Here is a 25,147-nt window from a genome sequence, read left to right as displayed (position 1 = left end):
GCGCCCACCACGGGGACATTTCCAGCAGCAGACCTAGCTGATCGTCGCGGTCTTGATGTCGACCGGCAGCTTGGGGGCGCCTTCACCCGGCTGGTCCGGCGACGTCGGGACGACGCCGGCCTTGGAAACCTTGTCCAGCACCTTAAGTCCGGCGTCGTCGACCTTGCCGATCACCGAGTAGTTGGCCGGCAACTGGCTATCGCTGATGACGATGAAGAACTGGCTGCCGCCGGTGTTCGCCGAACCCGACTGCGGGTTGTTCCGGTTGTAGACCGCCACGGTGCCGCGCGGGTAGATGACGTTCTGATCGCCGGCCATTGGGTTCTGCGACGGACTCGGCTTCAGGTCGGTCGGTGGCTCATCGGGGCTCGACCAGCCCGGGCCGCCGACACCGATCTTGGTCGGATCACCGCATTGCAGGACATTCAACGTCTTCGACGTCGTCATGCGACCGCACGACGTCTGGTCGAAGAACGAATTGAACGTCACCTTTGGATTCGACTTCAGCGCGGCCTTGTTTTGAGTCAGCGCGATGATCGCGTCGGTATTACACGGCGCACCGGCCCGGTCGAGGGTGATCGGGATAAGGCCCTGACTGGTGTTGAGCTGCCATGCCGCGGTGCCCGACTTCAACTGCTTGGCGTCGGGCTTGGGTGAGGTGCGCTCGAGCGGCCGGGCCTGGGCTGCCTGCCGCTGCGCTTCGTCGATCTGCTTCTGGTAGTTCGCACGCTGATCGGCCGGGACGTTGGCGGGCACCGTCTTCGGCAGATTATCGAGCGGATTTTCCGCCGCGGCATATGTGCACGAGGTCCAGCGGGCGGCTTCGCGGTCGTCGAGAATATTCTTCACGACGATGGTAGTGACAGTGGCGACCACCGCCACGACGACAGCGGTTGACACCGACGCGATGATGATCTTGCGCCTGCGGGCCTGCTGGTGCTCGTGTTCGAGGCGCTGCTCCAGTTTGGCCTTGGCGGCCTGCCTGCGCTCTTCGTTGGACGGTGCTGCCGAGGTGGGCTCGGACGCATCCTGTGGCTTGTCCAGGTCGATCTTGTCTTCCTGGCCGTCGTCATTCGTGGACACGCTGGCGGACCCTCCTGAAAACCTGTGAGTTGAAAACCGTGCTACGTCGAGAAGCCAGTCTGCCAGTTGAACCTGTGAACGTCTCACAGCGGGTGTCTTCGGTGCGTTGACGCCGCGGGATCGGGGCATGTGGAAGGTCGGCCGCGCACCCTGCGACAATGGGAGTATCACTTTCCCGCGGGGCACTGAAATGGAGCGATGCTGTGCTGATCACCGGATTTGCCGCCGGCATGTTCTCGACCAATTGCTATATCGTCGCCGACGCCCCAGGCGGAGACGCTATCGTCATCGATCCCGGGCAGGATGCCGCGCCGCAGGTCGACGCGATGCTGGCCGAACATTCGTTGACCCCGGTGGCCGTGCTGTTGACGCACGGACACCTCGATCACACCTGGAATGCCGCCGACATCTGCGATAAGTACTCCATTCCCGCATATATCCATCCCGACGACCGGGAGATGCTGGCCAATCCGGGGATCGGATTGGGCCACGCGTTGGCGCCATTGATCGGTGAGCTGGTGTTCCGTGAACCGGAGAAGGTCATCGAGTTCGTCGATGGCGAGGATGTCGACGTCGCCGGGCTGCGGTTCAGTGTCGACTTGGCGCCCGGCCACACTCGCGGATCGGTGCTACTCGGCCTCGACGTACCGTCCGAAGACCGAACTGACCCAGCGGCGGCCCGCGTGTGTTTCTCCGGAGACGTGCTCTTCGCCGGTTCGATCGGGCGCACCGACCTTCCCGGCGGAAGCCATCAGCAGTTGCTGGATTCCATTGCCGCCAAACTACTTCCACTGCCCGACGACGTCGTGGTGCTACCCGGTCATGGACCTCAGACCTCGATTGGCGCCGAGCGCGCGGGTAATCCATTTCTGCAAGATCTGGTGGCCGGGGGAGCTACCACCAACAATATTCCGAAGAAGGGACGTAACGGACTGTGAGCGCGGAGTTTCAGGCGCCGAAGGGTATTCCCGACTACTACCCGCCGGCGTCGGCGGATTTCGTTCGGGTACGCGACACGTTGACCGAGGCGGCCAGCTTGGCCGGCTATGGGCATATCGAATTGCCGATCTTCGAGGACACCGGCCTTTTCGCCCGCGGCGTGGGGGAGTCGACCGACGTGGTGTCCAAGGAGATGTACACCTTCGCCGACCGTGGTGACCGCTCGGTCACCCTGCGGCCAGAGGGGACCGCGGGTGTGATGCGCGCGGTGATCCAACACGGCCTCGACCGCGGCCAGTTGCCGGTGAAACTCGTCTACGCCGGTCCCTTTTTCCGTTATGAGCGGCCGCAAGCCGGTCGGTACCGTCAGCTGCAACAGGTCGGCGTCGAAGCGATCGGCGTCGACGATCCCGCACTCGACGCCGAGGTCATCGCGATCGCCGACGAGGGGTATCGACGGCTCGGATTGTCGGGCTATCGGCTGGAACTGACCTCGCTGGGCGACGACGAGTCGCGTCCGCGATATCGGGAAGCGTTGCAGGAGTTCCTATTTCGGCTCGATCTGGACGAGGCGACGCGCAAGCGTGCCGAGATCAACCCGCTGCGGGTCCTCGACGACAAGCGGCCCGAGATTAAAGAGGCGACGGCCAACGCGCCGCTGATGATCGACTATCTCAGCGATTCGGCACGTGAGCATTTCGAGGTGGTGCGCAAACTCCTCGACAACGTCGGAGTGGCGTATGAGCTAAATCCGCGGTTGGTGCGCGGGCTCGACTATTACACCAAGACCACCTTCGAGTTCGTCCACGATGGTTTGGGTGCGCAGTCCGGCATCGGCGGTGGCGGACGCTACGACGGTTTGATGCGTCAGATCGGCGGAAAACAAGATTTGTCGGGTATCGGTTTCGGTCTCGGTGTGGATCGAACCGTCCTGGCACTGCAGGCCGAGGGCGTCGAGCAGGCGTCGCCGGCGCGTTGTTCGGTCTTCGGTGTCCCGATGGGCGCCGACGCGAAGACGGAGTTGGCCGGCGTCGCCGCGAAGTTGCGCGCTGCCGGTATCAGCGTCGATCTGGCCTACGGTGACCGTGGACTCAAAGGCGCGATGAAGGCTGCCGACCGATCGGGCGCGCACCTCGCGTTAGTGCTCGGTGATCGCGAACTGGCCGATCGTCGGGTTGAGGTGAAAGATCTGAAAACCGGTGAGCAGCAGCAGGTTTCGCTCGACGACGTCGTAGCGTCGGTGCAGGGCTTGCTGGAAGGGTAGGGGCCCGACCCCCACTCGCAAACCCGACCCCACTCGCAAACCCGACTTGCGCGGACATACCCGACCCCGAAACCGAGTCGGGAACGTCCGCGCAAGTCGGGTTTGCGGATGGGGCGGGAGCGCTAGCCCAGCTCGTCGCGCAGTACGTCTAGCGTCACACCACCCAGACGCAGTGCGCGGGTGTGGAATTCGCGCAGCGTCCAGTCGGGATGCGCGGCCAGCGCCGCGTCGCGGGTCTGTTCCCAGACGCGCTGCCCCAATGCGTACGACGGTGCTTGGCCCGGCCAGCCGAGGTAGCGGTCGAGTTCGAAGCGCAGCACCTCACGGTCCATCGCGACGGCATCGGTGAGGAACGCCCATGCCTTGTCGGCGTCCCAAGTGCCGCCGCCGACCGACTCGGGAGCCGCAAGACCGCAGTGCACGCCGATATCGACCACCACGCGCGCCGCTCGAAGTCGTTGGGAGTCAAGCATTCCCATCCGGTCACCCGGATCATCGAGCCAGCCCAGATCGCCCATAAGTCGTTCGGCGTAGAGCGCCCAACCCTCGCCATGTCCCGAGGTAAACGACGCCAATTTGCGCCAGTCGTTGAGTTCTTCGCTGACCACCGCCGAACCGAGCTGCAGGTGATGGCCGGGCACGCCCTCATGGAAGACCGTCGTCGATTCGAGCCAGGTGTGAAAGACCTTCTGACCGGCCGGAACTGACCACCACATTCGGCCGGGCCGACTCAGATCGGCCGACGGCTGCGTGTAATAGATTGCACCGGTCGACGACGGCGCGAGTCGACATTCCAAGCGGCTCAACCGATCCGGAAGGTCGAAATGAACTCCGGAGAGAGCCGAGACTGTCCGATCCGACAGCTCCTGCATCCAGGCGACGAACTCCTCGCCGGAATCGATCTGATAGCGCTTGTCCGCGTTGAGAATCGCGATGGCCGCAGCGATATCACCCTCTGCCCCAAGCTGATTGGCCACCTCGCGCTGTTCGGCAATGATCTGCGACAGTCGGTCGAGCCCAAACTGATAGGCCTCGACCGGATCGACGTCGGTTCCGAGGTAGGCGGGCAGGTGCAGCAGGTACCGATCCCGGCCAATGCCGTCGGCATCGACGCCGGACTCCAGTCCGGCGCGCAATCGTGTGCCGAGCCCGCCGAAGGCAGCGGCAGCCGCGTCGAGCGCATCCGACGCGGCACCGCGCAGCGCATCGTCGGCGAGGATCGGTCGGGTAGCGACGGCGATTCCGTCGGCGGCCGAATCGCTTTGCGCCGCAACCAATCCGATTTGACGCCGGGCGAGCGGCGGTCCGGTCGCGAACCGATGGTCGAGACCGTCGATGATGCTGTCGACACAGGCTGGAATGGCTCGAAGTCGCTCCACGAATATTTCGCGTTGCTCGGCGGTGTCTATCGGCAGGAGATCGAACGAATCGCGCACGGCTTGCAGGGGAGAGGCGATGACATTGAGTGTGCCGACCGATTCCCCGGCGTCGAACAGTGCGAGCTGGCGCCCAAGGGTCGAAACCATGGTGGCGACGGTGACGCGATCGACGTCGTCGATGACGGTGGTCGCCGACAACTGTGCGATCGCGTTGCGTGCCACGTCAGCCAGTTCGGCGCTTGCGGTCGGGCCGAAATCGGTGAGCAGATGGTCGTATCCGGCTATGCCGGCTTCGGTGGCGAACAGCGGGTCGAGACGAGCTGTCGTGGCGAGGTAGTCGTCGGCGATCGCGTCAATCGCGCTGCGCGGATGTGTCATCTATAGGTCGTTGGTCGCGAAGGTGTCGCAGCGAGATGGGTCGCCGCCTTGGTAGCCGATGGTGAACCACCGTTGACGCTGAGTAGCCGAGCCGTGGGTCCAGCCTTCCGGATTGGAATTGGCGCCCTGGATGGTGTCGTCGCCGATTGCCTTGGCGGTCTGGATGACCGAGGCGATCTGATCGTCGGTGAGTGGCTCGAGCATCGCATTGGGACCTTTGTCCGCGTGGTAGGCCCAGACCCCGGCGAGGCAATCTGCTTGCAGCTCAACACGTACCGATCCCGACTTGGGACCTTGCGATCCCATGCGCTGGCCCTTGCGAAGCGCTCCGGTGAGGTTCTGGACGTGGTGGCCGTACTCGTGCGCGACCACGTATTCCTGGGCCAACGGACCGTCGCTGCCACCCATTTGCTTGAGTGTCGCGAAGAATGACGGATCGAAATAGGCGGTCTGGTCGGCGGGGCAGTAGAACGGGCCGGTCGATGACGACGCCGCGCCGCAGCCGGTGTTGACTGAATTGCTGAAGATTTTGGTTTGCGGAGGGCTGTAGCCCTGCATTTGCTCGGCCCACACCTTGTTCACGCTATTGACAGTCGCGGTGATCCGGCAGATGTCGTCGGTGTTCGCCTTCTCGATGGTGCACGACCGGATGTGTTCGTCGATCGCCGACTGAGAGGAGTTGTTGCCGGCCGGAGCGCCCGTGCCACTTCCGCCGGTGATGTCGCCCGGATTGATTCCGAATAACAACGCGACAATCGTAATGATCAAGCCCGCGCCACCGCCCAACGCGATGCGGGTGCCGCCGCCCCCGCCACCACCACCGCCGGAAACGGTGCTGGTGTCCAGCGGTCCACTGCCCTGAAAAGTCATGGTGCTCCTGTCGCGAAGAATCAGCGGTTGTAAGCATAGTGCTGGTGGGTCGGCCGCGGTGGGAAGCGGTCGATCGCTGTCGAATAGGATGAGCAGCGCAAACTCTCATCGTGTTCGGAAAGGACAATCAGTGCTCCGCACCCATCTCGCAGGTTCGTTACGCCGGGAGAACGCGTCACAGACCGTGACCGTTGCCGGCTGGGTCGCTCATCGCCGTGATCACGGCGGTGTCGTCTTCATCGACCTGCGCGATAATTCGGGCCTGGTTCAGGTCGTATTCCGCAATGAGGCCGTCGCCGAGGCCGCCCACCGCCTGCGCGCCGAATATTGCGTCGCGGTGACCGGCGTCGTGGAAGCCCGCCCGGAGGGCAGCGAAAACCCGAACCTCCAATCGGGTGCCATCGAGATCAACGCGGTGAGTCTGGAAGTCCTCAACGAGTCAGCGCCGCTGCCGTTCCAGCTCGACGAATCACCCGGCGAGGAAGCTCGACTGCGTTACCGCTATCTCGATCTGCGCCGTGAAGGACCGCATAAGGCGCTTGTGCTGCGGTCGAAGGCGAACGCCGCCGCCCGTGCGGTGCTGGCCGACCATGACTTCACCGAGATCGAAACTCCGACGCTGACTCGCTCAACGCCCGAGGGCGCTCGCGACTTTCTGGTTCCCGCGCGGCTGCAGCCCGGCACGTTCTACGCGCTGCCGCAGAGTCCGCAGCTGTTCAAACAGTTGCTCATGGTCGCTGGGATGGAGCGTTACTACCAGATCGCGCGCTGCTACCGCGACGAAGACTTCCGTGCCGATCGTCAGCCGGAGTTTACTCAGCTCGACATCGAGATGAGCTTCGTCGACCAGGACGACGTCATCGCACTCGCCGAAGACATTCTGGTCGCGTTGTGGAAGCTGATTGGCGTCGAGATTTCCACGCCGATCCCGCGGATGACCTACGCCGACGCAATGCGTCGCTACGGCAGCGACAAGCCCGACCTTCGCTTCGACATCGAACTGGTCGAATGCACGGAGTTCTTCGCCAACACGCCCTTCCGGGTGTTTCAAGCTCCCTACGTCGGTGCCGTCGTTATGTCCGGTGGCGCTTCGCAGCCGCGTCGTCAACTCGACGCCTGGCAAGAATGGGCCAAGCAGCGCGGCGCCAAGGGGCTCGCGTATGTGCTTGTGCAAGAAGATGGTTCGCTCGGCGGCCCGGTCGCCAAGAACCTCTCCGACGACGAGCGCGCGGGGTTGGCCGCGCATGTCGGAGCTCAGCCGGGTGACTGCGTGTTCTTCGCCGCCGGTCCGGCCAAGGCGCAGCGTGCGCTGCTCGGTGCGGCTCGCGGTGAGATCGCAGCTCGGCTCGGCCTCATCAACGACGACGACTGGGCATTCACCTGGGTCGTCGACGCCCCGTTGTTCGAGCCCGTAGAGGATGCCCAAGCCGGCGGCGACGTAGCCGTTGGGTCCGGCGCCTGGACCGCGGTGCACCACGCTTTCACCTCGCCCAAGCCGGAATCCCTTGAGGTACTGGAGTCCGATCCCGGTGCGGCGCTTGCCTACGCCTACGACATTGTCTGCAACGGCAACGAAATCGGTGGTGGATCGATCCGTATCCATCGTCGTGATATCCAAGAGCGCGTTTTCGAGATCATGGGAATTAGCCACGACGAGGCGCAGGAGAAGTTCGGCTTCCTCCTCGATGCCTTCGCGTTCGGCGCACCGCCGCACGGCGGAATCGCGTTCGGCTGGGACCGCATCACCGCACTGCTCGCCGGGCAGAATTCGATCCGCGAGGTCATCGCGTTCCCGAAGTCGGGTGGCGGCGTCGACCCGCTCACCGCTGCTCCCGCGGCAATCACCGCGGCTCAGCGCAAAGAGTCGGGGATCGACGCCAAGCCCGGGGCCAAGAAAGAGTCATAGCGGTGGTTCCGTACATCCACCTCGTTTCTGCGGATGCACCCCGGTGAATAGCCAGGGTGGATCCACGCAAACGAGGTGGATTGTCGTGAGGGGTGTCCAGTGAATGTCCCCAGATACGACGAACTAGCCGATGTCGACGGCAGTATTCGGGCGCATTGGAAACCGATCGTCGAACGGTACGCGCGACTCGGCGATGCTGGTTTGCGGCGCGCGGATCAGCGGTTGCGCAACCTCATCGACGACGACGGCATAACGCACATCACACCGGCCGACGACTCGACCACACCGCGCCGATGGGAACTCGACTGTGTCCCACTGCTTGTCGACAGTGAGTACTGGTCGACGGTCGAGCGTGGCGTGCAGCAGCGAGCCCGCGTACTAGATGCCCTGCTCGCCGACGTTTACGGCGAGCAGAGAATGATCGAGGCGGGCGTACTGCCGCCGGAGTTGGTCTATGGCCATCCGGGCTATCTGCGCCGGGCGGTGCGCCATGCCCGGACTCATGCGCACACGCTAGTTATGTATGCCGGCGACGTCGGCCGTACTCCTACCGGCGAGCTAGTCGTCTATGCCGACCGTGTCCAGGCGCCGTCGGGTATCGGTTACGCGGTTGCCGACCGCAAGTTGATGGCTCGGGCACTGCCCAACCTCGTACAGGCGTGTATGCCGCGACCCTTGACCGCATTCGTCGCGGCTCTACGGCTGGCATTGGTCGACTATGCGCCCCCGGGTGTCGAGGACCCGATGGTCGCGGTACTGGCGCCGGGCGCTCAGTCGGAATCGACGTTCGATCAATCGTATCTTGCTGCGGCACTTGGCTTTCCGATCGTCGAGGCAGTTGACCTCGTGGTCCGCGACGGCGCCGTCTATATGCGCTCGCTCGGCAAACTCAAACGGTTGGACGTGATTCTGCGTCGCGTCGACGCTGATTATGCCGACCCGCTCGATCTGCGTGCCGATTCGCGGCTGGGTGTCACCGGACTCGTCGAGGCGGTCGCCCGCGGTGCCGTCACCGTCGTGAACACACTGGGCAGCGGGGTGCTGGAGAACCCGGCCCTGGCGGGATACCTTCCGGCGCTTTCACGGGCGTTGCTCGACGAGGATCTGGTCCTCGAGTCGGCGCCGACACTATGGGGAGGTGCGGCACACGAACTCGACGGGTTGCTCAGCGGCCTGCCAACGATGACGACCACGAATTTTCGGACCGCTGAGCAGTTCGCGGGACCTGGCCTGACCACGGCTCAGCTGACGACGTTGCGCGAGCGGATCACCGCGACCCCATGGCAATGGGTCGGTCAGGTCCGGCCGGACTTCTCGGTCGCGCCGTCGGCGACGCCGGCGAGACCCGGGCGTGCGGGAGCAAGTCTGCGCGCGGCGCCGGTCAGCTTCCGGGTATTCGGCATCGCGCAGGGAACGGGGTATGCGGTGATGCCGGGCGGTCTGGGTTCCGTACTTGCCGACAATACGGTCGGTGACATGAATTCTGTTGCCGCAAAAGATATTTGGGTTATCGCCGACTCCAGTTCCGCGTCGGCCGACGACGCTATCGGACGTCGGGTATCCGGTACCGGATCGCTGAGCGCGGGGCAGGACATTGCCTTCGTGTCCGATACGGTGTTCGCCTCATCACCGCGCGTGCTGTCGGATCTGTTCTGGTTCGGCCGGTACGGCGAGCGCGCCGAATCAACCACCCGGATGGTGCGAGTCGCGCGCGAACGATATGAGGACTTCCGGTATCGCCCCTGGATGACCGGTGCCGCGTCGATCCCGCTGTTCCTCACCGCGGTAATCGCGGCTACCGGACCGGCGGGTGCGACACGCCCGGCGCCGGCACCCGACGATGCGAACGAGGCGGTTGTCATCCTGCACACGCTGACTGTCGATCGCACGACGTCCGGTTCGGTGGCGTATGCCGTTGATCATCTGTCGAGGGCGGCCCGCGCGATCCGCGACCAGTTGTCGACGAGTACGCCGATGGTGCTCGGCACCATCGGCCGGGCACTCGATCAACTCGTGACATCGTCGGCGACCGATCCCGAAGCCGTCGATCTGGGTCGCACCCACGATGACGTTCTGCGGGGATTGCTGGCCCTGTCGGGTTTGCAGGCCGAGTCGATGGTGCGCGACCCGGGCTGGCAGTACATGGATATCGGTCGCCGGGTGGAACGGGCGCAGATGCTCGCGACGTTCACCGCGACGGTATTGGCCGAGCAGCATGATCCCGACGTTGACGTTGGGCTGATGGAGGCCTACTTGACCGCCAACGAGTCGGCGATTATCTACCGGAGGCGCAATCGCGGCGTCTTCCGGCTAGCCGCAGTGCTCGCGGTGCTGCTCTTCGATGACGCGAATCCGCGGTCGATGATCTATCAGCTCGCAACGCTGCGCACCAATCTGACGACGCTGCCCGACGCGGTGCGCTCGGCCGCGGGCGAGCGTGTCGTCGAAGAGGTGATTACCGCATTGCGTCGAATAGATCCGGTGGACCTCGCTTCGGTTGACGACGCTGGCCGGCGCAACGACCTCGTCGTTCTCCTGGAAACGGTCGGCGCCGGGATGCGCGAGCTTACCGACATCCTGGCGCGTACGCGCTTCGCCTATCCGACACACACCCAACCCCTGTGGGGAACGGGATCGAAGGTCCGGTCGTGACCGGCCCGGAGGCCAACGCGCGCCGCTATCGCGTGACACATCAAACGCGCTACGACTATGGCGACGTCGTGACAAATTCCTATGGTCGTTGCCACCTGCAACCGCGAGCTTTACCCGGCCAGCGCGTGCTCGACGCGCAGGTAACTATCGACCCGCATCCCGACGACGTTTCCACTGGAATCGACATCTACGGCAACACCGACAACTATTTCCAGGTACGTACCCCGCACCGGCGCCTCGAGGTCATCGGAACTTCGACGGTTGAAGTTGATCCGGTCGACCAGCAGTTGTTGACGTCGTCGTCGGCGCGGGCACCGTGGGAATTCGCGCGACCGTCGGGACGTAGCGGCGCACGCGCCGTCGAATATCAACTCGACCTCTATCCGCCGGAGATCACCGCGTCGGTGCGTGACTACGCCTCGAAAGTCTTTGTCCCACAACGGCCGTTGATCGAGACCATCGTCGATCTGAACGGCCGGATCTTCGAGGACTTCACCTATCGGTCCGGATCGACCGAGATCAGTACCAAGGTCGATCGGGTACTGGAATACCGCGAAGGCGTGTGTCAGGACTTCGCCCGCGTCGCGATTGCTTGTCTGCGGTCGCAGGGGCTGGCCGCCCGGTATGTGTCCGGATATCTGGCAACCGATCCGCCGCCGGGGGCCGAACGCGTTTTCGGCGCCGACGCCTCGCACGCGTGGGCCGCGGTGTGGCTGCCGGGTGACCGGTGGATCGCCTTCGACCCAACGAATAACGTGCTGGTTGGGGAGCGGCACATAACGGTGGCATGGGGGCGTGACTATGCCGATGTCCCGCCCTTGCGCGGCGTGATCTTCAGCGAGTCTACGAACAGCAAGATCGACGTGTCGGTCGACGTCACTCCGGTCTCGACGCCGCAAGTGAACGCGTAATCGTGAGTCCTCCGATCGCCCGACCGTTACCCGTTATGCCGTGAAGTTGGGTAGGTTAGAGGCAATGACTGTTCTTGCTGACAATCACCTGTCCGGCGCGGTTGACGCGGCCGAACGGCTGCTTACTACTCGTGCGGGGGCACCGGTGTCACTTGCCGACGCCGAGGATCTCGGGGGTAGCGGCCGGACCACGGTGGTACGCGCCCGAGTTGCGCAGAATCCAGTATCCATGGATCGCACGTTGGTGATCAAATCGCTACCCCCACATGAGGATCCGCGCTCGTTTCAGCGTGAGGTGGTGTCGTATCAGTATGTGACGGCGCTGCCAAATGAATCGCGGCCCGGCCCGCAGTTGATCGCTTCTGACTACGACCGCCGCCTGTTGGTGCTATCGGACCTCGGCAATGGTCAGTCGATGAAGGATTTGTTGTCGGGTACCGACGTCGTCGCGACGTCGCGGGCGGTGTCGGCGTGGGGACAGGCATTGGGGCGGATGCACGCGGCGACGCTCGGTGGCGAAGAGGATTTCGCGGCACTGTTGCGGCGCGGCAACGGGAAAGTCGGCGTAAGCGACGACGTCGGCGAGCGCTGGGCACGTTTGGCGACGAGTTCGGCGGCGTCGGCCGCGGCTTTACTCGATGTCGAGTTGCCCGACGCGGTCGCGCAGATGCTTGAGGCGGGGTGTGAACTATTCGCCGGAGGCGACCACCGCGCATTCAGCCCATCCGATGTCGGCCCGGAAAACATCCTGCTCAATGACGACGGCGTCCAGTTCATGGACTACGAATGGGGCGGGTTCCGTGACGCCATGCTCGATATCGCCTATGCCGTGGCTACGTTCGGCCAGCATCTGTCGACGATCAATCTTGGCCGTCGAGCCGAGCTGGAATCGGCATTGGTCGACGCGTGGCGCTCGGAGGTCGAGGGAATCTGGCCGCGGCTACGAAATGACGACGAACTCAATTCGCGGCTGCTGACCGCTTGGCTGTTGTGGTCGTGGTTATCGACGGTGTGGATGTTGCCCGAGGGCACCTTCGATACCGATCCCGCGCCGTTGCCCGGTGGCATTGTGGAAGACCCGGCGTCGGTGCTCTCGCATGACTGGGCCCTGCACAGCAACGACCCGCGGGTGATCGTCGCACGCTGGACCGATCTCGCCGACGCCGCGGCCCGTTCGGGCGAGACACAGGTCGCCGAGTTCGCCTCGTCGGTTGGGCTCGCATTGCAGCGCGCCTGGTTGAGCTGACCACCTGGGCTGACGAACCAGCGATGGATAGTCTTTTCGATCCGGTTCCGAGCGCTGCGACGCCGCCGCTCGGCCCGCCCGACGGAGCGGACGCTCCGCTCGCGGTCCGAATGCGGCCGCAGACACTCGACGACCTGATCGGTCAAGAGCACCTGCTTACCGCGGGGTCACCCCTGCGACGGCTGATCGCCGGTTCGGGAGCGGCGTCGGTTTTGCTCTACGGTCCGCCGGGAACCGGCAAGACCACGATGGCGTCGCTCATCTCGCGAGCTACCGGCGGCCGGTTTGAGGCGTTGTCGGCATTGTCGGCCGGGGTGAAGGAGGTGCGGGCGGTCATCGACGTTGCGCGCCGACGGCTGATCGCCGGACAACAAACGGTGCTGTTCATCGACGAAGTTCATCGGTTCTCTAAAACACAGCAGGACGCACTGCTCGACGCGGTGGAGAACCGGATCGTGCTGTTGGTGGCGGCAACTACCGAGAATCCGTCGTTCTCAGTGGTCGCACCGCTGCTGTCTCGTTCGTTGGTCCTTCGGCTACAAACGTTGTCGGAGAACGATATTCGTGAAGTTTTGGCTCGGGCGATCGCTAGTCCGCGCGGCCTGAACGGTGCGTTGGCGGTGAGCGACGAGGCACTTGATCATCTGGTTGCCGTCGCAGGCGGGGACGCGCGTCGTGCGCTGACCGCACTGGAAGCGAGTACCGCGCCATATCTCGACGACCTATCGTCCGACGCTGACGATGTGCCGGTGGTGGGTATTGCCGACGTCGAGCAGGCAATTGATCGTGCGGCCGTGCGTTATGACCGTGACGGTGATCAGCACTACGACATCATCAGCGCGTTCATTAAGTCGATCCGTGGCTCTGACGTCGATGCCGCGCTGCACTACCTCGCCCGGATGATCACCGCGGGCGAGGACCCGCGGTTCCTCGCCCGCCGGCTGATGATCCACGCCTCGGAGGATGTCGGGATGGCTGACCCGACTGCCCTGCAAACCGCGGTGGCGGCGGCGCAGGTGGTCTCCCTGGTGGGTATGCCGGAGGCCAAACTCGCACTCGCGCAGGCAACGATTCATCTCGCGACCGCGCCGAAGTCGGGGGCGGTGACGTCGGCACTAGGCGCGGCGATGGCTGACGTGGCGGCTGGCAAATCCGGGGCTGTGCCACCGCACCTGCGGGACGGACACTATGCCGGGGCCGAGAAACTCGGCAATGCGGTTGGTTACAAATTCCCGCATAACGACCCCGATGGTGTTCTGCCCCAACAGTATCCACCTGACGAGCTGGTCGGCGCCGACTACTACGAACCGACCGAACGGGGCTTTGAACGCGACTTGGTTACCCGTTTGCCGCGGCTGCGCGCAATCGTGCGCCGCTTGCGGTAAGGCGCGGGTCGCGCTCACGTCGTCGGCGACCGCAGCCGCTGATGTGGCTGGCGGTACGCTAGAGGTCTTGACTTGTCGTTAAAACCCCTAGAAGGACCCCCAGAGTGCAAACGCATGAAATCCGCAAGCGATTTCTGGACCATTTCATCCGAGCCGGTCACACCGAGGTGCCGAGTGCGCCGCTGATCCTCGACGATCCCAACCTGCTGTTCGTCAACGCGGGAATGGTGCCGTTCAAGCCGTACTTTCTGGGCGCGCAGAATCCGCCGTATGACCGCGCGACAAGTGTGCAGAAATGCGTGCGCACCCTCGACATCGAAGAAGTCGGTATCACCACCAGACATAACACCTTCTTTCAGATGGCGGGCAACTTCGCCTTCGGCGACTACTTCAAACGCGAGGCAATCGGGTTCGCGTGGAGCCTGCTGACCGACAGCGTGGCAGACGGCGGCTACGGCATAGATCCGCAAAAACTTTGGCCCACAGTCTTTCTCGACGATGATGAGGCTTTTACCATTTGGCGCGACGAGATTGGCGTGCCGGCCGAGCGTATTCAACGAAGGGGAATGGCCGACAACTATTGGTCGATGGGCGTGCCCGGCCCGTGCGGCCCGTGTTCGGAGATCTTCTACGACCGTGGCCCCGACTATGGCGTCGAAGGCGGTCCGGAGGCCGACGAGGACCGCTATATCGAGATCTGGAATCTCGTGTTCATGCAGAACGAACGCGGCGAAGGCACCACGAAGGATAACTACGAGATCCTGGGGCCACTGCCGAAGAAGAATATCGACACCGGTATGGGCATCGAACGTGTCGCCTGCCTGCTGCAGGGCGTCGATAATGTCTACGAGACCGACCTACTCAAGCCGATTATCGATGTCGCGGCGTCGTTGACCGGCAAGCCGTACGGCGCCGGGAGCGCAGCGAGCGGGCCGAATGATGACGGCGCCGGGAGCGCAGCGAGCGGGCCGAATGATGACGGCGCCGGGAGCGCAGCGAGCGGGCCGAATGGTCACCACGCGAGTCACGAGGACGACGTTCGATTCCGTGTTATCGCCGACCACACGCGTACCGCTGTCATGCTGATCGGTGACGGGGTGTTGCCGTCCAACGACGGCCGCGGATATGTGCTGCGGCGACTGTTGCGCCGCATTGTTCGTTCGGTCCGCCTGCTCGGTGCGACGCAGCCCACGATGCGCGAGTTCGTATCGGTCGGCATCGACCTCATGTCGCCCGCCTATCCCGAGCTCGCCGATCAGCGTGAGCACATCCTCACCGTCGCGGTAGGCGAGGAGGCGGCGTTCTCCACCACACTCGTCGCCGGGTCCAAACTGTTCACCGACGCCGCGGATGCGACGAAAAAGGCATCGCGCACGCAGATCAGTGGCTCGGATGCCTTCGCGCTGCACGACACCTATGGATTCCCTATCGATCTGACGCTGGAGATGGCGTCGGAGGCGGGACTGACCGTCGATCGCGATGGATTCGCCGAACTCATGGCACAGCAGCGCACTCGCGCCAAGGCCGATGCCACCGCACGGAAGTCGGGACACGCCGACCTCTCGGTGTATCGCGAATTCGTGGATCGCGGTCCTACCGAGTTCACCGGCTTTGACGAACTCGTCTCCGATGCCCGGGTGCTCGGCTTGGTGGCTGGCGGGCAGCGGATCGCCCAGGCGGGTGTGGGACAGGAACTCGACGTAATCCTCGACCGGTCGCCGCTGTACGCGGAGTCGGGTGGTCAGATGGCCGACGTCGGGTCGATTACCACCGGCGCCGGGGTTCGCCTACGCGTCACTGACGTCCAGAAGGTCGCCAAATCGGTCTGGCTGCACAAGGTGGTCGTCGACGAGGGCGAGATCGTCGAAGGTGATGAGGTGATCGCCGCCGTCGACGCATCGTGGCGTCACGGCGCGACTCAGGGCCACTCCGGCACCCATATGGTGCACGCGGCTCTGCGGCAGGTCTTGGGGCCATCGGCCACGCAGGCCGGGTCGTTGAACCGCCCGGGTTATCTGCGGTTCGACTTCCACTCGGCCAAGCCGCTGTCGGAGTCGCAACGGTCGGAGATCGAAGAGATCGCCAACTCTGCCGTTGAGGCGAACTACCCGGTTCGGACTTTCGAGACCGGGCTGACCGAGGCCAAGGCGATGGGCGCGATGGCACTCTTCGGCGAGAACTACGGTGACGTGGTCCGGGTTGTCGACATCGGTGGTCCATTCTCGATGGAACTGTGCGGCGGCACTCACGTGGCGTCGTCCGCGCAGATCGGGCCGGTCACCGTGGTCGGCGAATCGTCGGTCGGCTCGGGCGTGCGCCGCGTCGAGGCATACGTGGGCATGGATTCTTTCCGCTACCTGTCCAAAGAGCGTGCGTTGATGGCCGGTTTGGCGTCATCGCTGAAGGTTCCGTCCGCCGAAGTGCCCGACCGCGTCGAATTGTTGGTCACCAAGCTGCGTGACGCCGAGAAACAACTCGCGAAACTGAAGGCCGAGGCAGCGGGTGCGGCTGCGGCCGGACTGATCGATTCCGCGGCTACCGTTGGCGACACACTCGTTGTCTCCGGTCGGGTCGCCGACGACATCGACGGCAACGGCCTGCGTGGATTGGCAACCGAATTGCGAGCGAAGGTCGGTGACCGGCCGGCCGTCGTCGTGCTGTTCTCGGTTATCGGCGACGGCGGCAGCGCGGCGAAGGTGCCCTTCGTCGTCGCGACCACCGACGCCGCACGTAAAGGCGGGTTGAAAGCGGGCGACGTTGTGAAGGAAATCGCGCCACTGGTCGGTGGACGCGGTGGGGGTAAACCGGATCTCGCGCAGGGGTCCGGCGACGACGTGACTGGCATCGACGCTGCGCTGGCCCGAGTAGCGCAACTTGCCGGACAGGCTGGGTAGCCGGGTGACCTGGGTCCGTGGTCGGCGACTGGGCATCGACGTCGGCACGGTTCGAATCGGTATCGCGGTATGCGATCCCGATGGCATTCTGGCAACGCCGGTCGAGACCGTATCGCGGTCGCGCGGAAAGACCCGCGGAAGTGACCTCGATCGGATCGCCGAGCTAGTCGACGAGTACGAAGCAGTCGCGGTCATCGTCGGATTGCCGCGAAATCTCGCCGGTGAGGAGTCGTTCGCGGCCGATGCGGTCCGCGCCTTCGGAACTGAGATCGAGGCGCGAATATCCCCAGTTCCACTAGAGTATTTCGACGAACGAATGACCACCGCGAGTGCGTCGCGTGCGTTACGTTCAGCGGGAGTAAGTGCGAAATCGGCACGCTCGGTGATTGATCAGGCGGCGGCAGTCGCTATTCTTCAGGGGTGGTTGGACTTTGCCCGATGACGGGGTTAGGCATGTCGATTGGTATCGACAAGCCAAAAATTGAGATGCGCAATTGTGAGAATGCGGGGTTTTTGTCGGTGATCGCCCGGTGAGTTCTGACAACGAGTCCGACCGGCCGCACAGTCGTCATCGCGGCGGCGCCGACGACGCCGATCGTCGGCGGTATTTCACCGAGATCGATCCGGCGGCTCGCCCGAATACCCGACATCGGCGCAGGCGCCTCGACGGTGACACTTCGGTGCCCATCTGGCAGACCGGCCAAGTGCCACGCGTTGACGACGTCGTCGATGCCGGCACCGGACGGGTGCTGCCTCAGCGTATAGAACCAGGCCAGCGCGTTGACTCGCCCCAGCGCTTCGATTCGGCGCCGCCCGCACCCGAACCCGCGATTCGGCCGAGCCGGCAGGGGCAGGTTCGCGAACCCAACATTCGACGGCATCAACCGACTTCCGCGGAGACCGCGGCGACATCGTCGTTTGCCGACGACATCGCCGACCAGCAAATCGCCGACCAGCAGAGCGTCGATGATCGGTTCACCGAAGATGTGGCCGACATCCCCGATGTGGACGATGCCCAATCGGTTGACCTCGCGCCCGTCACCCATCACGCCTATTCGGCGGTCGATGACACCGTCGAGCCGGCCTATCCGTTCGATGATGTCGACGCATCGGATCATGACGCGCCTGATCGACGCAGACGTCGCACCGTCGTACTCGCGGCAGTGATTGTCTGTCTGCTTGTCATGGTCGGCGGCGTCGGCTACTACGGATTACGATTCTTCGGCGTAGTCGGAGCAAGTGATTACTCGAATGCGCAGGGCACCGGCGACGTACTGGTCACGATTCCCGAAAATTCGACGCTGCGCGATTTCGGACGAATTCTGACCGACAAAGATGTCGTCGGCAGCGTTAAAGCGTTTACCCGTGCCGCCGACGGAAAGATGTTGTCGGCGGGTATCTATAAGATGCGGACCCAGATCCCGGCGTCGAAAGCGGTCGCCATGCTTGCCGACGACCAGTGGAGTTATCGGGTGGGCCGTGTGGTGATACCGGAAGGCGCGCAGCTGGACTCGAAGAAGGGTATCGACGGCAAGGTCACTCCGGGTGTTTTCCAGCGGATCGCCGAGGCAACGGCGACAACAGTGAATGGTTCTAAGGTCGGCCCGACCATCGACGAATTGGCGACGGCAGCGGCGAGCGCGTCGCTGGAGGAGCTCGGAATACCGCAGTGGGCGAAGACCGAGGTCACCGCACTGAATGGCGATCATCGTCGCATCGAAGGGCTTATCGCCCCGGGGACGTGGGAGTCGATCGACCCGTCAGCGTCGGCGACTGACATTCTGCGTCAGTTGATAACCGATAGTGCTCGCCAGTACGAGCAATGGGGATTGCTGAGTTCTAACGATTCCGGCCTGAGTCCTTATCAGACACTTGTCGCGGCGTCGGTGGTGGAACGCGAAGTGCGAGAAGCCAATGATTTCCCCAAGGTGGCGCGAGTCATATTGAACCGTCTGGCCGACGACCAACGTCTCGAGATGGACTCGACGGCCAATTACACCGCTGCGATAACCAATATCGATGTCCACGGTGATGCGTACAACTCGGATAACGAGTGGAATACCTACCGTGTGAAGGGGCTGCCTCCGACGCCGATTGCGACGGTTGGAGTGAAGGCGCTGCAAGCTCTGGAACATCCCGCACCGGGAAAATGGAAGTATTTCATCACCGTTGATAAGGCGGGTACCACCTTATTCGCCGATGACTACGCCGAGCATAAGAAGAATCGTGAGAAGGCCTGTGAGAATAAGTTCCTATCGGTTGGGTGCGGTTAAGCGACTATGAGGGCAGCCGTACTCGGTAAGCCAATTAGCCATTCTCGTTCGCCAGATTTGCATCTGGCCGCCTACGCGGCGCTTGGCCTTGTTGGATGGACCTACGAACGACTCGAATGCGACGCGGATAGTTTGCCCGCGTTAGTTGACGGCCTTGATGATTCCTACGTCGGACTTTCGGTGACTATGCCGGGCAAGTTCGCAGCATTGCGATACGCGACCGAGGTTTCCGACCGCGCGGCGCTCGTCGGGTCGGCGAACACTCTGGTTCGCACCGAACGCGGTTGGTATGCCGACTGCACCGATATTGACGGCATGACTGGCGCATTGACCGAAATCGGTGCGGACTTCGCGGTACGACCGCGCGCGGTAGTGATCGGTGCGGGCGGCACAGCGATGCCGACTCTGGCGGCACTAGGCACCGCTGGTGTACGACATCTGACTGTTGTCGCCCGTGATCGCGATCGCGCGCTTCGGACCTTCGAGGTCGCCGATGAATTGGGTATGGCGGTGGATTACCTGCCATTCGAGGCTTCGCCGGCGCTGACCGATGCCGCCGTCGACGCCGCGGTCACGATATCGACGGTGCCCGCCGCGGCATCGGCGACTATCGCCGCGGCGATAGCGCCGGCCGAGCGAGTCATCGACGTCATCTACGCACCGTGGCCGACGCCACTGGCCGACGCCGTCACCGCCGCTGGCGGAATCGTGGTCGGCGGATTGGTGATGTTGCTCAATCAGGCTTACCGCCAGGTCGAACTGTTCACCGGTTTGCCAGCCCCGAAGGCGGCGATGGCAGCCGCACTCGACGACTCGCGGTAACCGTCCACAGCACCTGTCGCCATCCCCAGCGAACGGCCGAATGCCTTCTGGGCGCCGTGAATCCCGAGATCGCGACGCCATGATCGATCACGTGGTGGAATCGGTTGCCGGAGTTGGCATCGCGCTGTGGTTGCTCGCTCTGGCCGGCGTTGATGCCCGCACGATGCGATTGCCCAACAGGTGGACCCTTCCCGCGCTGGTGGCGGTATCAGCGGCGGGGATCGGTGACGTCACCGGTGGTGATCCGACCACGCTCATCGCCGCGTGTGTCGCGATGTCGCCCTATCTGACGACTTTCGGGCTCGGGCACTGCGGCGCCGGGGATGTGAAATTGGCATATGTGCTCGGCGGGATAGTGGGTGATCCGCTCACGGCCTTGGTTCTGGTCTTGCTGGCGCAGGTGGCGATGATCATCGGGCCGTCGAGATGCCGGGACTCCCGCTGGGTTCCACATGGTCCGGCGCTGGTCGGCGCGACGATACTCGTCGCGGGCTGAGGGATTTGAGGCAATCGTGGCACCTCGTGCGAAGGTGAGTTGCTCGGCCGGCAGGGCGGATGCGGATGTCGGGGACTCGGCATGGAAGAATTGAGCACTGTGTTGCGCTGGATAACTGCCGGAGAATCGCATGGCCCCGCCCTGATGGCGATGGTCGAGGGGATGGTCGCCGGGGTGCGGGTCACCTCGTCCGATATCGCCGAACAATTGGCCCGACGTCGTCTTGGCTATGGGCGTGGCGCTCGGATGAAATTCGAGGCCGACAAGGTCACCGTGATCGGCGGTTTGCGGCATGGGCTGACCCAGGGCGGTCCGGTGGCTATCGAGATCGGAAATACCGAATGGCCCAAGTGGGAGCAGGTCATGTCGGCCGACCCCGTCGATGACGCCGAGTTGGAGGGCAGCGCACGTAACGCGCCGCTGACTCGTCCGCGTCCTGGACACGCTGATTACTCGGGCATGCTCAAATACGACTTCGATGACGCTCGTCCGGTACTCGAACGTGCCAGCGCACGAGAGACGGCCGCTCGTGTGGCCGCGGGCACCGTCGCGCGGAACTTCCTGCGCCAGGTATTGGGCATTGAGGTTGTCTCCCATGTCATTTCGATCGGAGCGAGCGCGCCGTACGATGGTCCGCCGCCGACGATCGACGATCTGCCGGCCATCGATGAGAGCCCGGTTCGGGCATTCGACGCGGCCGCGCAAGCCGATATGATCGCCCAGATCGAGGCGGCGAAGAAGGATGGCGACACGCTCGGCGGAATCGTCGAAGTGGTCGCCACCGGAGTGCCGGTGGGGCTCGGCTCCCATGTCAGCGGGGAGACGCGCCTCGACGCGCGACTGGCCGGCGCGCTGATGGGCATTCAGGCGATCAAGGGTGTCGAGGTTGGCGACGGTTTCACCACCGCCCGACGTCGAGGTAGCGAAGCACATGACGAAATGGTGCCCGGTCCCGACGGAGTCTTGCGTTCGACGAACCGTGCCGGTGGCCTCGAGGGCGGAATGACCAACGGCGAATCGGTGCGCGTACGTATCGCGATGAAGCCGATTTCGACGGTGCCGCGTGCGCTGGCGACGATCGATATGTCGACCGGCGAGACGGCCGCGGCGATCCATCAGCGGTCGGACGTGTGCGCCGTGCCCGCTGCGGGTGTCGTGGCCGAAGCGATGGTCGCGCTGGTTCTCGCGCAGGCGGCGCTGGAGAAATTCGGCGGCGACTCGGCGGGGGAGACCGCGGACAATGTGACGCGTTACCGCGAGCGTATCGCTGCCCGACCGCCCCGGCCATGACGCCGATCGTCGTACTGACTGGGTTCATGGGATCCGGTAAATCCACTGTCGGACAAGCGCTTTCGCGGACGCTCGACGTCGATTTCACCGACACCGATAGCGAGTTGGAACGTCAGACCGGCCGCGCGATCGCGGAGATCTTCGCCGACGACGGCGAGCAGGCTTTCCGGACACTGGAATTGGCGACGGTCCGCGATGTTCTCGCCAGTTCGAGCGGGATCGTTTCGCTCGGTGGCGGGTCAGTTACCGTCCCGGAGATCCGTGCTGCTCTCGCTGGACATCACGTTGTGTACCTGGAAATTTCGGCTGCCGACGGATTCGCGCGGGTCGCCGGGACCGACCGTCCGCTACTGGCCGCCGACGACCCTGCCGACAGATATGCCGAACTTCTCGACGCCCGCCGCGATATCTACCGTTCGGTTGCCACGCATACCGTCGACGCCAATGACGCGGTGGACAACCTCGTCACGACCATAATCAACGCGCTGCCCGACGCTGGTGGGCAGGCCGCAACCACAGGAGAGCAGGCATGAGCGAGCCAGTATCGATCACCGTCAACGCCGGTGCGCCCTATAACGTCCTCATCGGTCGTGGGTTGCTCGATGACGTCGCCGCCGCTGCCGCCGGCGCCGATTCCATCGCCATTCTGTATCAGCCGCCGCTGTTACAGACTGCCGAGGCCGTGCGAGAATTCCTGGCGGCCAAAGGGTTTGACGCACATCGCATCGAGATCCCGGATGCCGAGGCTGGCAAAGACCTGACGGTCGCCGCATTCTGCTGGGAGGTTTTCGGGCGGATCGGCCTCAAACGCAATGACAAGGTGATCTCACTCGGCGGTGGCGCGGCGACCGACCTGGCAGGATTCGTCGCGGCCACCTGGATGCGCGGAATCGGTGTTATTCATATCCCGACGACGCTGCTCGCGATGGTCGATGCCGCGGTGGGCGGTAAGACGGGAATCAACACCGATGCCGGCAAGAACCTCGTCGGGTCATTCCATGAGCCCGACGCGGTGCTGATCGATACCGCGACACTGGAGACGGTGCCGCATCACGAGGTGGTGGCCGGGCTCGCCGAGGTAATCAAGACCGGCTTCATCGCCGACCCGGTGATCCTCGACCTCATCGAAGCCGATCCCGCGGCGGCGCTGGACACCACCGGGTCTGTGCTGCCCGAACTGATTCGACGTTCTGTTCAGGTCAAAGCCGACGTCGTGTCGGCGGATCTCAAGGAATCGTCGCTACGCGAAATCCTCAACTACGGACACACTCTCGGCCATGCCATCGAACGTCGTGAGCGCTACAAGTGGCGTCATGGCGCGGCTGTTTCCGTTGGCCTGGTTTTCGCGGCCGAACTGGCACGCCTGGCGGGGAGGTTGGACGACGCAACCGCCGACCGGCACCGGAGCATCTTGGAACTGGTCGGGTTGCCGGTCAGCTATGACGCGGACGCCCTGCCTGACCTTCTCGAGACGATGGCCGGTGACAAGAAGAACCGCTCTGGCGTACTGCGTTTCGTCGTACTCGACGGTTTGGCGAAGCCGGCGCGACTAGAGGGGCCGGACCCGAGTTTGATCGCCGCGGCCTATTCCGCGGTAGCCCGCGGCGGAGCGCCGTCGGGTGGGGTCCTGCTGTAGGGGAAACGTCGCCCTTCGCAAACCCAACCCGCGCGGACATTCCCGACCCGAAACTCGGGTCGGGAATGTCCGCGCAGGTCGGGTTTGCGGGCTGACGTGACAATTTGGTTGCGCCCGACGCGCTTTCGTATCCCCAGTAGGTTGGTTGGTATGAAGCTATTTCCCGGGGAACGACAGCAGGGCATCCGACAGATCGGTCAGGGTCTTGGCACGCTGGACCGTGAGGTGTTCGAGACCATCGCCGAGTCCCCGAGCCCGCTGCTCGACGGCTTCATGCCGAAACTGACCGCGGCCGCCGACCATTCCAAGCTCTGGCTGGCGATCGCGGCCACGCTGATGGCCACCCGCCGCTCGTCGGTGCAGCGCGGTGCCGGCCGGGGCGTGGCATCGCTGGCCGTGACAAGCTTGGTAACCAACCAGCTGGCCAAGCGGGTGTGGAAGCGGCCGCGCCCCAACGTCACCCCGGTTCCCGTCATCCGGAGGTCGCGGCGGATGCCGACGTCGAACTCCCTGCCGTCGGGTCATTCGGCGAGTGCCGCGGCGTTCGCCGTGGGCGTGGGCCTCGAGAGCGCCCCGGTGGGGCTCGGCCTCGCGTTGCTGGCAGGGATGGTCGGGGTGTCGAGGGTGGCCACCGGTGCGCACTATCCCGGTGACGTGCTGGCGGGTTTCGGCGTGGGCGCGGCGGTCGCGGTGCTCGGCGGCAAGATCGTGCCGCCGATCGTGGAGGCGCGCATCCCTGTCGCCGACCCCCTGCGCATCGACACCCCGCCGCGTCCGGACGGCGACGGCGTGGTGCTGGTCATCAACCCGGCGTCGGGCAGCGGTACCGGGGCGAGGGTCCTCGCTGAGGCTCGCGAAGCCCTGCCGAAGATGGAGATCGTCGAGGTCGGCAAGGACGACGACGTCGAGGATGTCCTCCGCGCGGCGGCCGAGCGGGCAGAGGTTATCGCGATCGGCGGCGGCGACGGCACGGTGGCCGCTGCGGCGGGGGTGGCCCTAGCGACCGACCGTCCGTTAGCCGTTTTCCCCGGCGGCACGTTCAACCATTTCGCCAAGGACATCGGCTGTGACACCGTTGCGCAGACCGTAGCGGCCATCCGCGCCGGCGACGTCAGCTGCGTGGACGTCCTGCGGCTCAACGAGACGGGAACCGTCATCAACACCGCCAGCATCGGTGCGTATCCCACGTTCGTGCAGACCAGGGAGAAGCTCGAGCACAAGATCGGCAAGCCGCTGGCCGGGGCCTACGCCATGTTTCACACGCTGCGGCGGGACGAACCGGTGCGCATCTCCTACGACAACAAGACCCTGCGGACGTCGCTGTTCTTCCTCGGCAACTCGTCCTACCTACCGTCGGGATTCGCACCGGCGCGGCGGCTGCGGATGGACGACGGGCTGATGGATATCCGGATCCTGGAGACCGAGCGTCCCTTCGCCACGGCGCGCATCCTCACCTCGCTGGTGCTGGGCCGCCTAGTTCGCAGCCCGCTCTATCACGAATTGCGGGTGCCCGAATTCCGCTTCACCGCGGTGGACGGACCGACCCTGCTCGCCCGCGACGGCGAACTGTCCGATGAGGTGGACGAAGCCAGCTTCAGCGTGCGCTACCGGGCACTGAAGGTATTTCGTCCGGTGCCGTGAGCAGCGGCCGTCGAATAGCTCGCAAACCCAACTCGCCAGGACATACCCGACCCAGAACGAGGGTCGGGAATGTCCGACCCGG

At 64.2% G+C, this 25,147-nt stretch carries 19 protein-coding genes; 16 read left to right on the top strand and 3 right to left on the bottom strand.

Annotation, left to right across the window (positions count from 1 at the left end):
- Nucleotides 1-33: 33 nt before the first annotated feature.
- Complete coding sequence (locus tag GOEFS_RS09040; protein ID WP_050949839.1) at nt 34-1,044, bottom strand: peptidylprolyl isomerase; 1,011 nt, start codon at nt 1,042-1,044, stop codon at nt 34-36.
- A 242-nt stretch (nt 1,045-1,286) separates the two neighbouring features.
- Here GOEFS_RS09040 and GOEFS_RS09035 point away from each other — a divergent pair, with 242 nt between their 5' ends.
- Both GOEFS_RS09035 and hisS read left to right on the top strand, forming a co-directional pair.
- Nucleotides 1,287-2,021: an MBL fold metallo-hydrolase gene (locus GOEFS_RS09035; protein ID WP_007317595.1), complete on the top strand. Its 735-nt coding sequence runs from the start codon at nt 1,287-1,289 to the stop codon at nt 2,019-2,021.
- Nucleotides 2,018-3,286, top strand: a complete 1,269-nt coding sequence (gene hisS / locus GOEFS_RS09030) for a histidine--tRNA ligase (RefSeq protein ID WP_007317594.1) — start codon at nt 2,018-2,020, stop codon at nt 3,284-3,286. The genes GOEFS_RS09035 and hisS overlap by 4 nt, the downstream gene beginning before the upstream one ends.
- A gap of 122 nt (nt 3,287-3,408) precedes the next feature.
- Here hisS and GOEFS_RS09025 read toward each other — a convergent pair whose 3' ends face one another.
- Together GOEFS_RS09025 and ypfJ are read right to left on the bottom strand one after the other, a co-directional pair.
- The gene (locus tag GOEFS_RS09025; protein ID WP_007317593.1) at nt 3,409-5,043 is read right to left on the bottom strand and encodes a DUF885 domain-containing protein; all 1,635 of its coding nucleotides are present in this window, start codon (nt 5,041-5,043) and stop codon (nt 3,409-3,411) included.
- A complete protein-coding gene (gene ypfJ, locus GOEFS_RS09020; RefSeq protein WP_007317592.1) occupies nt 5,044-5,913 on the bottom strand; it encodes a KPN_02809 family neutral zinc metallopeptidase in 870 nt (289 codons plus the stop codon).
- A gap of 130 nt (nt 5,914-6,043) precedes the next feature.
- On the opposite strand from ypfJ, the gene aspS reads away from it, so the two are divergent.
- The 14 genes from aspS to GOEFS_RS08950 all read left to right on the top strand — a co-directional run bounded on the left by aspS (nt 6,044) and on the right by GOEFS_RS08950 (nt 25,065).
- Entirely contained in the window at nt 6,044-7,819 is a 1,776-nt protein-coding gene (gene aspS / locus GOEFS_RS09015) for an aspartate--tRNA ligase (protein ID WP_007317591.1), read from the top strand.
- Nucleotides 7,820-7,918: 99 nt separating this feature from the next.
- The gene (locus GOEFS_RS09010; protein WP_007317590.1) at nt 7,919-10,471 is read left to right on the top strand and encodes a circularly permuted type 2 ATP-grasp protein; all 2,553 of its coding nucleotides are present in this window, start codon (nt 7,919-7,921) and stop codon (nt 10,469-10,471) included.
- Nucleotides 10,468-11,382, top strand: a complete 915-nt coding sequence (locus GOEFS_RS09005) for a transglutaminase family protein (protein WP_007317589.1) — start codon at nt 10,468-10,470, stop codon at nt 11,380-11,382. The genes GOEFS_RS09010 and GOEFS_RS09005 overlap by 4 nt, the downstream gene beginning before the upstream one ends.
- A gap of 64 nt (nt 11,383-11,446) precedes the next feature.
- Nucleotides 11,447-12,628 (top strand): hypothetical protein, encoded by a 1,182-nt coding sequence (locus GOEFS_RS09000; RefSeq protein ID WP_007317588.1) that lies wholly within the window; start codon nt 11,447-11,449, stop codon nt 12,626-12,628.
- A gap of 23 nt (nt 12,629-12,651) precedes the next feature.
- Nucleotides 12,652-14,013 (top strand): replication-associated recombination protein A, encoded by a 1,362-nt coding sequence (locus GOEFS_RS08995; protein ID WP_007317587.1) that lies wholly within the window; start codon nt 12,652-12,654, stop codon nt 14,011-14,013.
- 104 nt (nt 14,014-14,117) lie between these two features.
- Nucleotides 14,118-16,907, top strand: a complete 2,790-nt coding sequence (alaS, locus tag GOEFS_RS08990; RefSeq protein ID WP_007317586.1) for an alanine--tRNA ligase — start codon at nt 14,118-14,120, stop codon at nt 16,905-16,907.
- Between the two features lie 4 nt (nt 16,908-16,911).
- Nucleotides 16,912-17,349 carry a Holliday junction resolvase RuvX gene (ruvX, locus tag GOEFS_RS08985; RefSeq protein WP_007317585.1) on the top strand — a complete coding sequence of 146 codons (438 nt, stop codon included), beginning with the start codon at nt 16,912-16,914 and terminating at the stop codon, nt 17,347-17,349.
- 88 nt (nt 17,350-17,437) lie between these two features.
- Nucleotides 17,438-19,180, top strand: coding sequence for an endolytic transglycosylase MltG (gene mltG / locus GOEFS_RS23775; protein ID WP_245549804.1), 1,743 nt, complete (start codon nt 17,438-17,440; stop codon nt 19,178-19,180).
- A 6-nt stretch (nt 19,181-19,186) separates the two neighbouring features.
- Nucleotides 19,187-20,002 carry a shikimate dehydrogenase gene (locus GOEFS_RS08975; protein ID WP_007317582.1) on the top strand — a complete coding sequence of 272 codons (816 nt, stop codon included), beginning with the start codon at nt 19,187-19,189 and terminating at the stop codon, nt 20,000-20,002.
- Between the two features lie 40 nt (nt 20,003-20,042).
- Nucleotides 20,043-20,498, top strand: a complete 456-nt coding sequence (locus GOEFS_RS08970; RefSeq protein ID WP_245549803.1) for an A24 family peptidase — start codon at nt 20,043-20,045, stop codon at nt 20,496-20,498.
- 81 nt (nt 20,499-20,579) lie between these two features.
- Nucleotides 20,580-21,788, top strand: a complete 1,209-nt coding sequence (gene aroC, locus GOEFS_RS08965) for a chorismate synthase (protein WP_007317580.1) — start codon at nt 20,580-20,582, stop codon at nt 21,786-21,788.
- Between the two features lie 26 nt (nt 21,789-21,814).
- Entirely contained in the window at nt 21,815-22,321 is a 507-nt protein-coding gene (locus tag GOEFS_RS08960) for a shikimate kinase (protein ID WP_245549802.1), read from the top strand.
- Nucleotides 22,318-23,424 carry a 3-dehydroquinate synthase gene (gene aroB / locus GOEFS_RS08955; RefSeq protein WP_007317578.1) on the top strand — a complete coding sequence of 369 codons (1,107 nt, stop codon included), beginning with the start codon at nt 22,318-22,320 and terminating at the stop codon, nt 23,422-23,424. Before GOEFS_RS08960 ends, aroB begins: the two co-directional genes overlap by 4 nt.
- A 150-nt stretch (nt 23,425-23,574) precedes the next feature.
- Complete coding sequence (locus GOEFS_RS08950; protein ID WP_007317577.1) at nt 23,575-25,065, top strand: bifunctional phosphatase PAP2/diacylglycerol kinase family protein; 1,491 nt, start codon at nt 23,575-23,577, stop codon at nt 25,063-25,065.
- Nucleotides 25,066-25,147: the final 82 nt, after the last annotated feature.

Source organism: Gordonia effusa NBRC 100432 (assembly GCF_000241305.1).
Classification (GTDB): Bacteria; Actinomycetota; Actinomycetes; order Mycobacteriales; family Mycobacteriaceae; genus Gordonia; species Gordonia effusa.
Note: the sequence above shows the minus strand (reverse complement) of the source record. Positions and strands in the feature narration are given on the sequence as shown.

Bases quoted from the DNA above. Each gene is read 5' to 3' on its own strand.
- GOEFS_RS08970 (WP_245549803.1), top strand. From the start codon at position 20,043: ATGCCTTCTGGGCGCCGTGAATCCCGAGATCGCGACGCCATGATCGAT.
- GOEFS_RS08950 (WP_007317577.1), top strand. From the start codon at position 23,575: ATGAAGCTATTTCCCGGGGAACGACAGCAGGGCATCCGACAGATCGGT.
- GOEFS_RS08995 (WP_007317587.1), top strand. From the start codon at position 12,652: ATGGATAGTCTTTTCGATCCGGTTCCGAGCGCTGCGACGCCGCCGCTC.
- GOEFS_RS09000 (WP_007317588.1), top strand. From the start codon at position 11,447: ATGACTGTTCTTGCTGACAATCACCTGTCCGGCGCGGTTGACGCGGCC.
- GOEFS_RS08960 (WP_245549802.1), top strand. From the start codon at position 21,815: ATGGGATCCGGTAAATCCACTGTCGGACAAGCGCTTTCGCGGACGCTC.
- GOEFS_RS09025 (WP_007317593.1), bottom strand. From the start codon at position 5,043: ATGACACATCCGCGCAGCGCGATTGACGCGATCGCCGACGACTACCTC.
- aroC (WP_007317580.1), top strand. From the start codon at position 20,580: ATGGAAGAATTGAGCACTGTGTTGCGCTGGATAACTGCCGGAGAATCG.
- ypfJ (WP_007317592.1), bottom strand. From the start codon at position 5,913: ATGACTTTTCAGGGCAGTGGACCGCTGGACACCAGCACCGTTTCCGGC.
- aroB (WP_007317578.1), top strand. From the start codon at position 22,318: ATGAGCGAGCCAGTATCGATCACCGTCAACGCCGGTGCGCCCTATAAC.
- GOEFS_RS08975 (WP_007317582.1), top strand. From the start codon at position 19,187: ATGAGGGCAGCCGTACTCGGTAAGCCAATTAGCCATTCTCGTTCGCCA.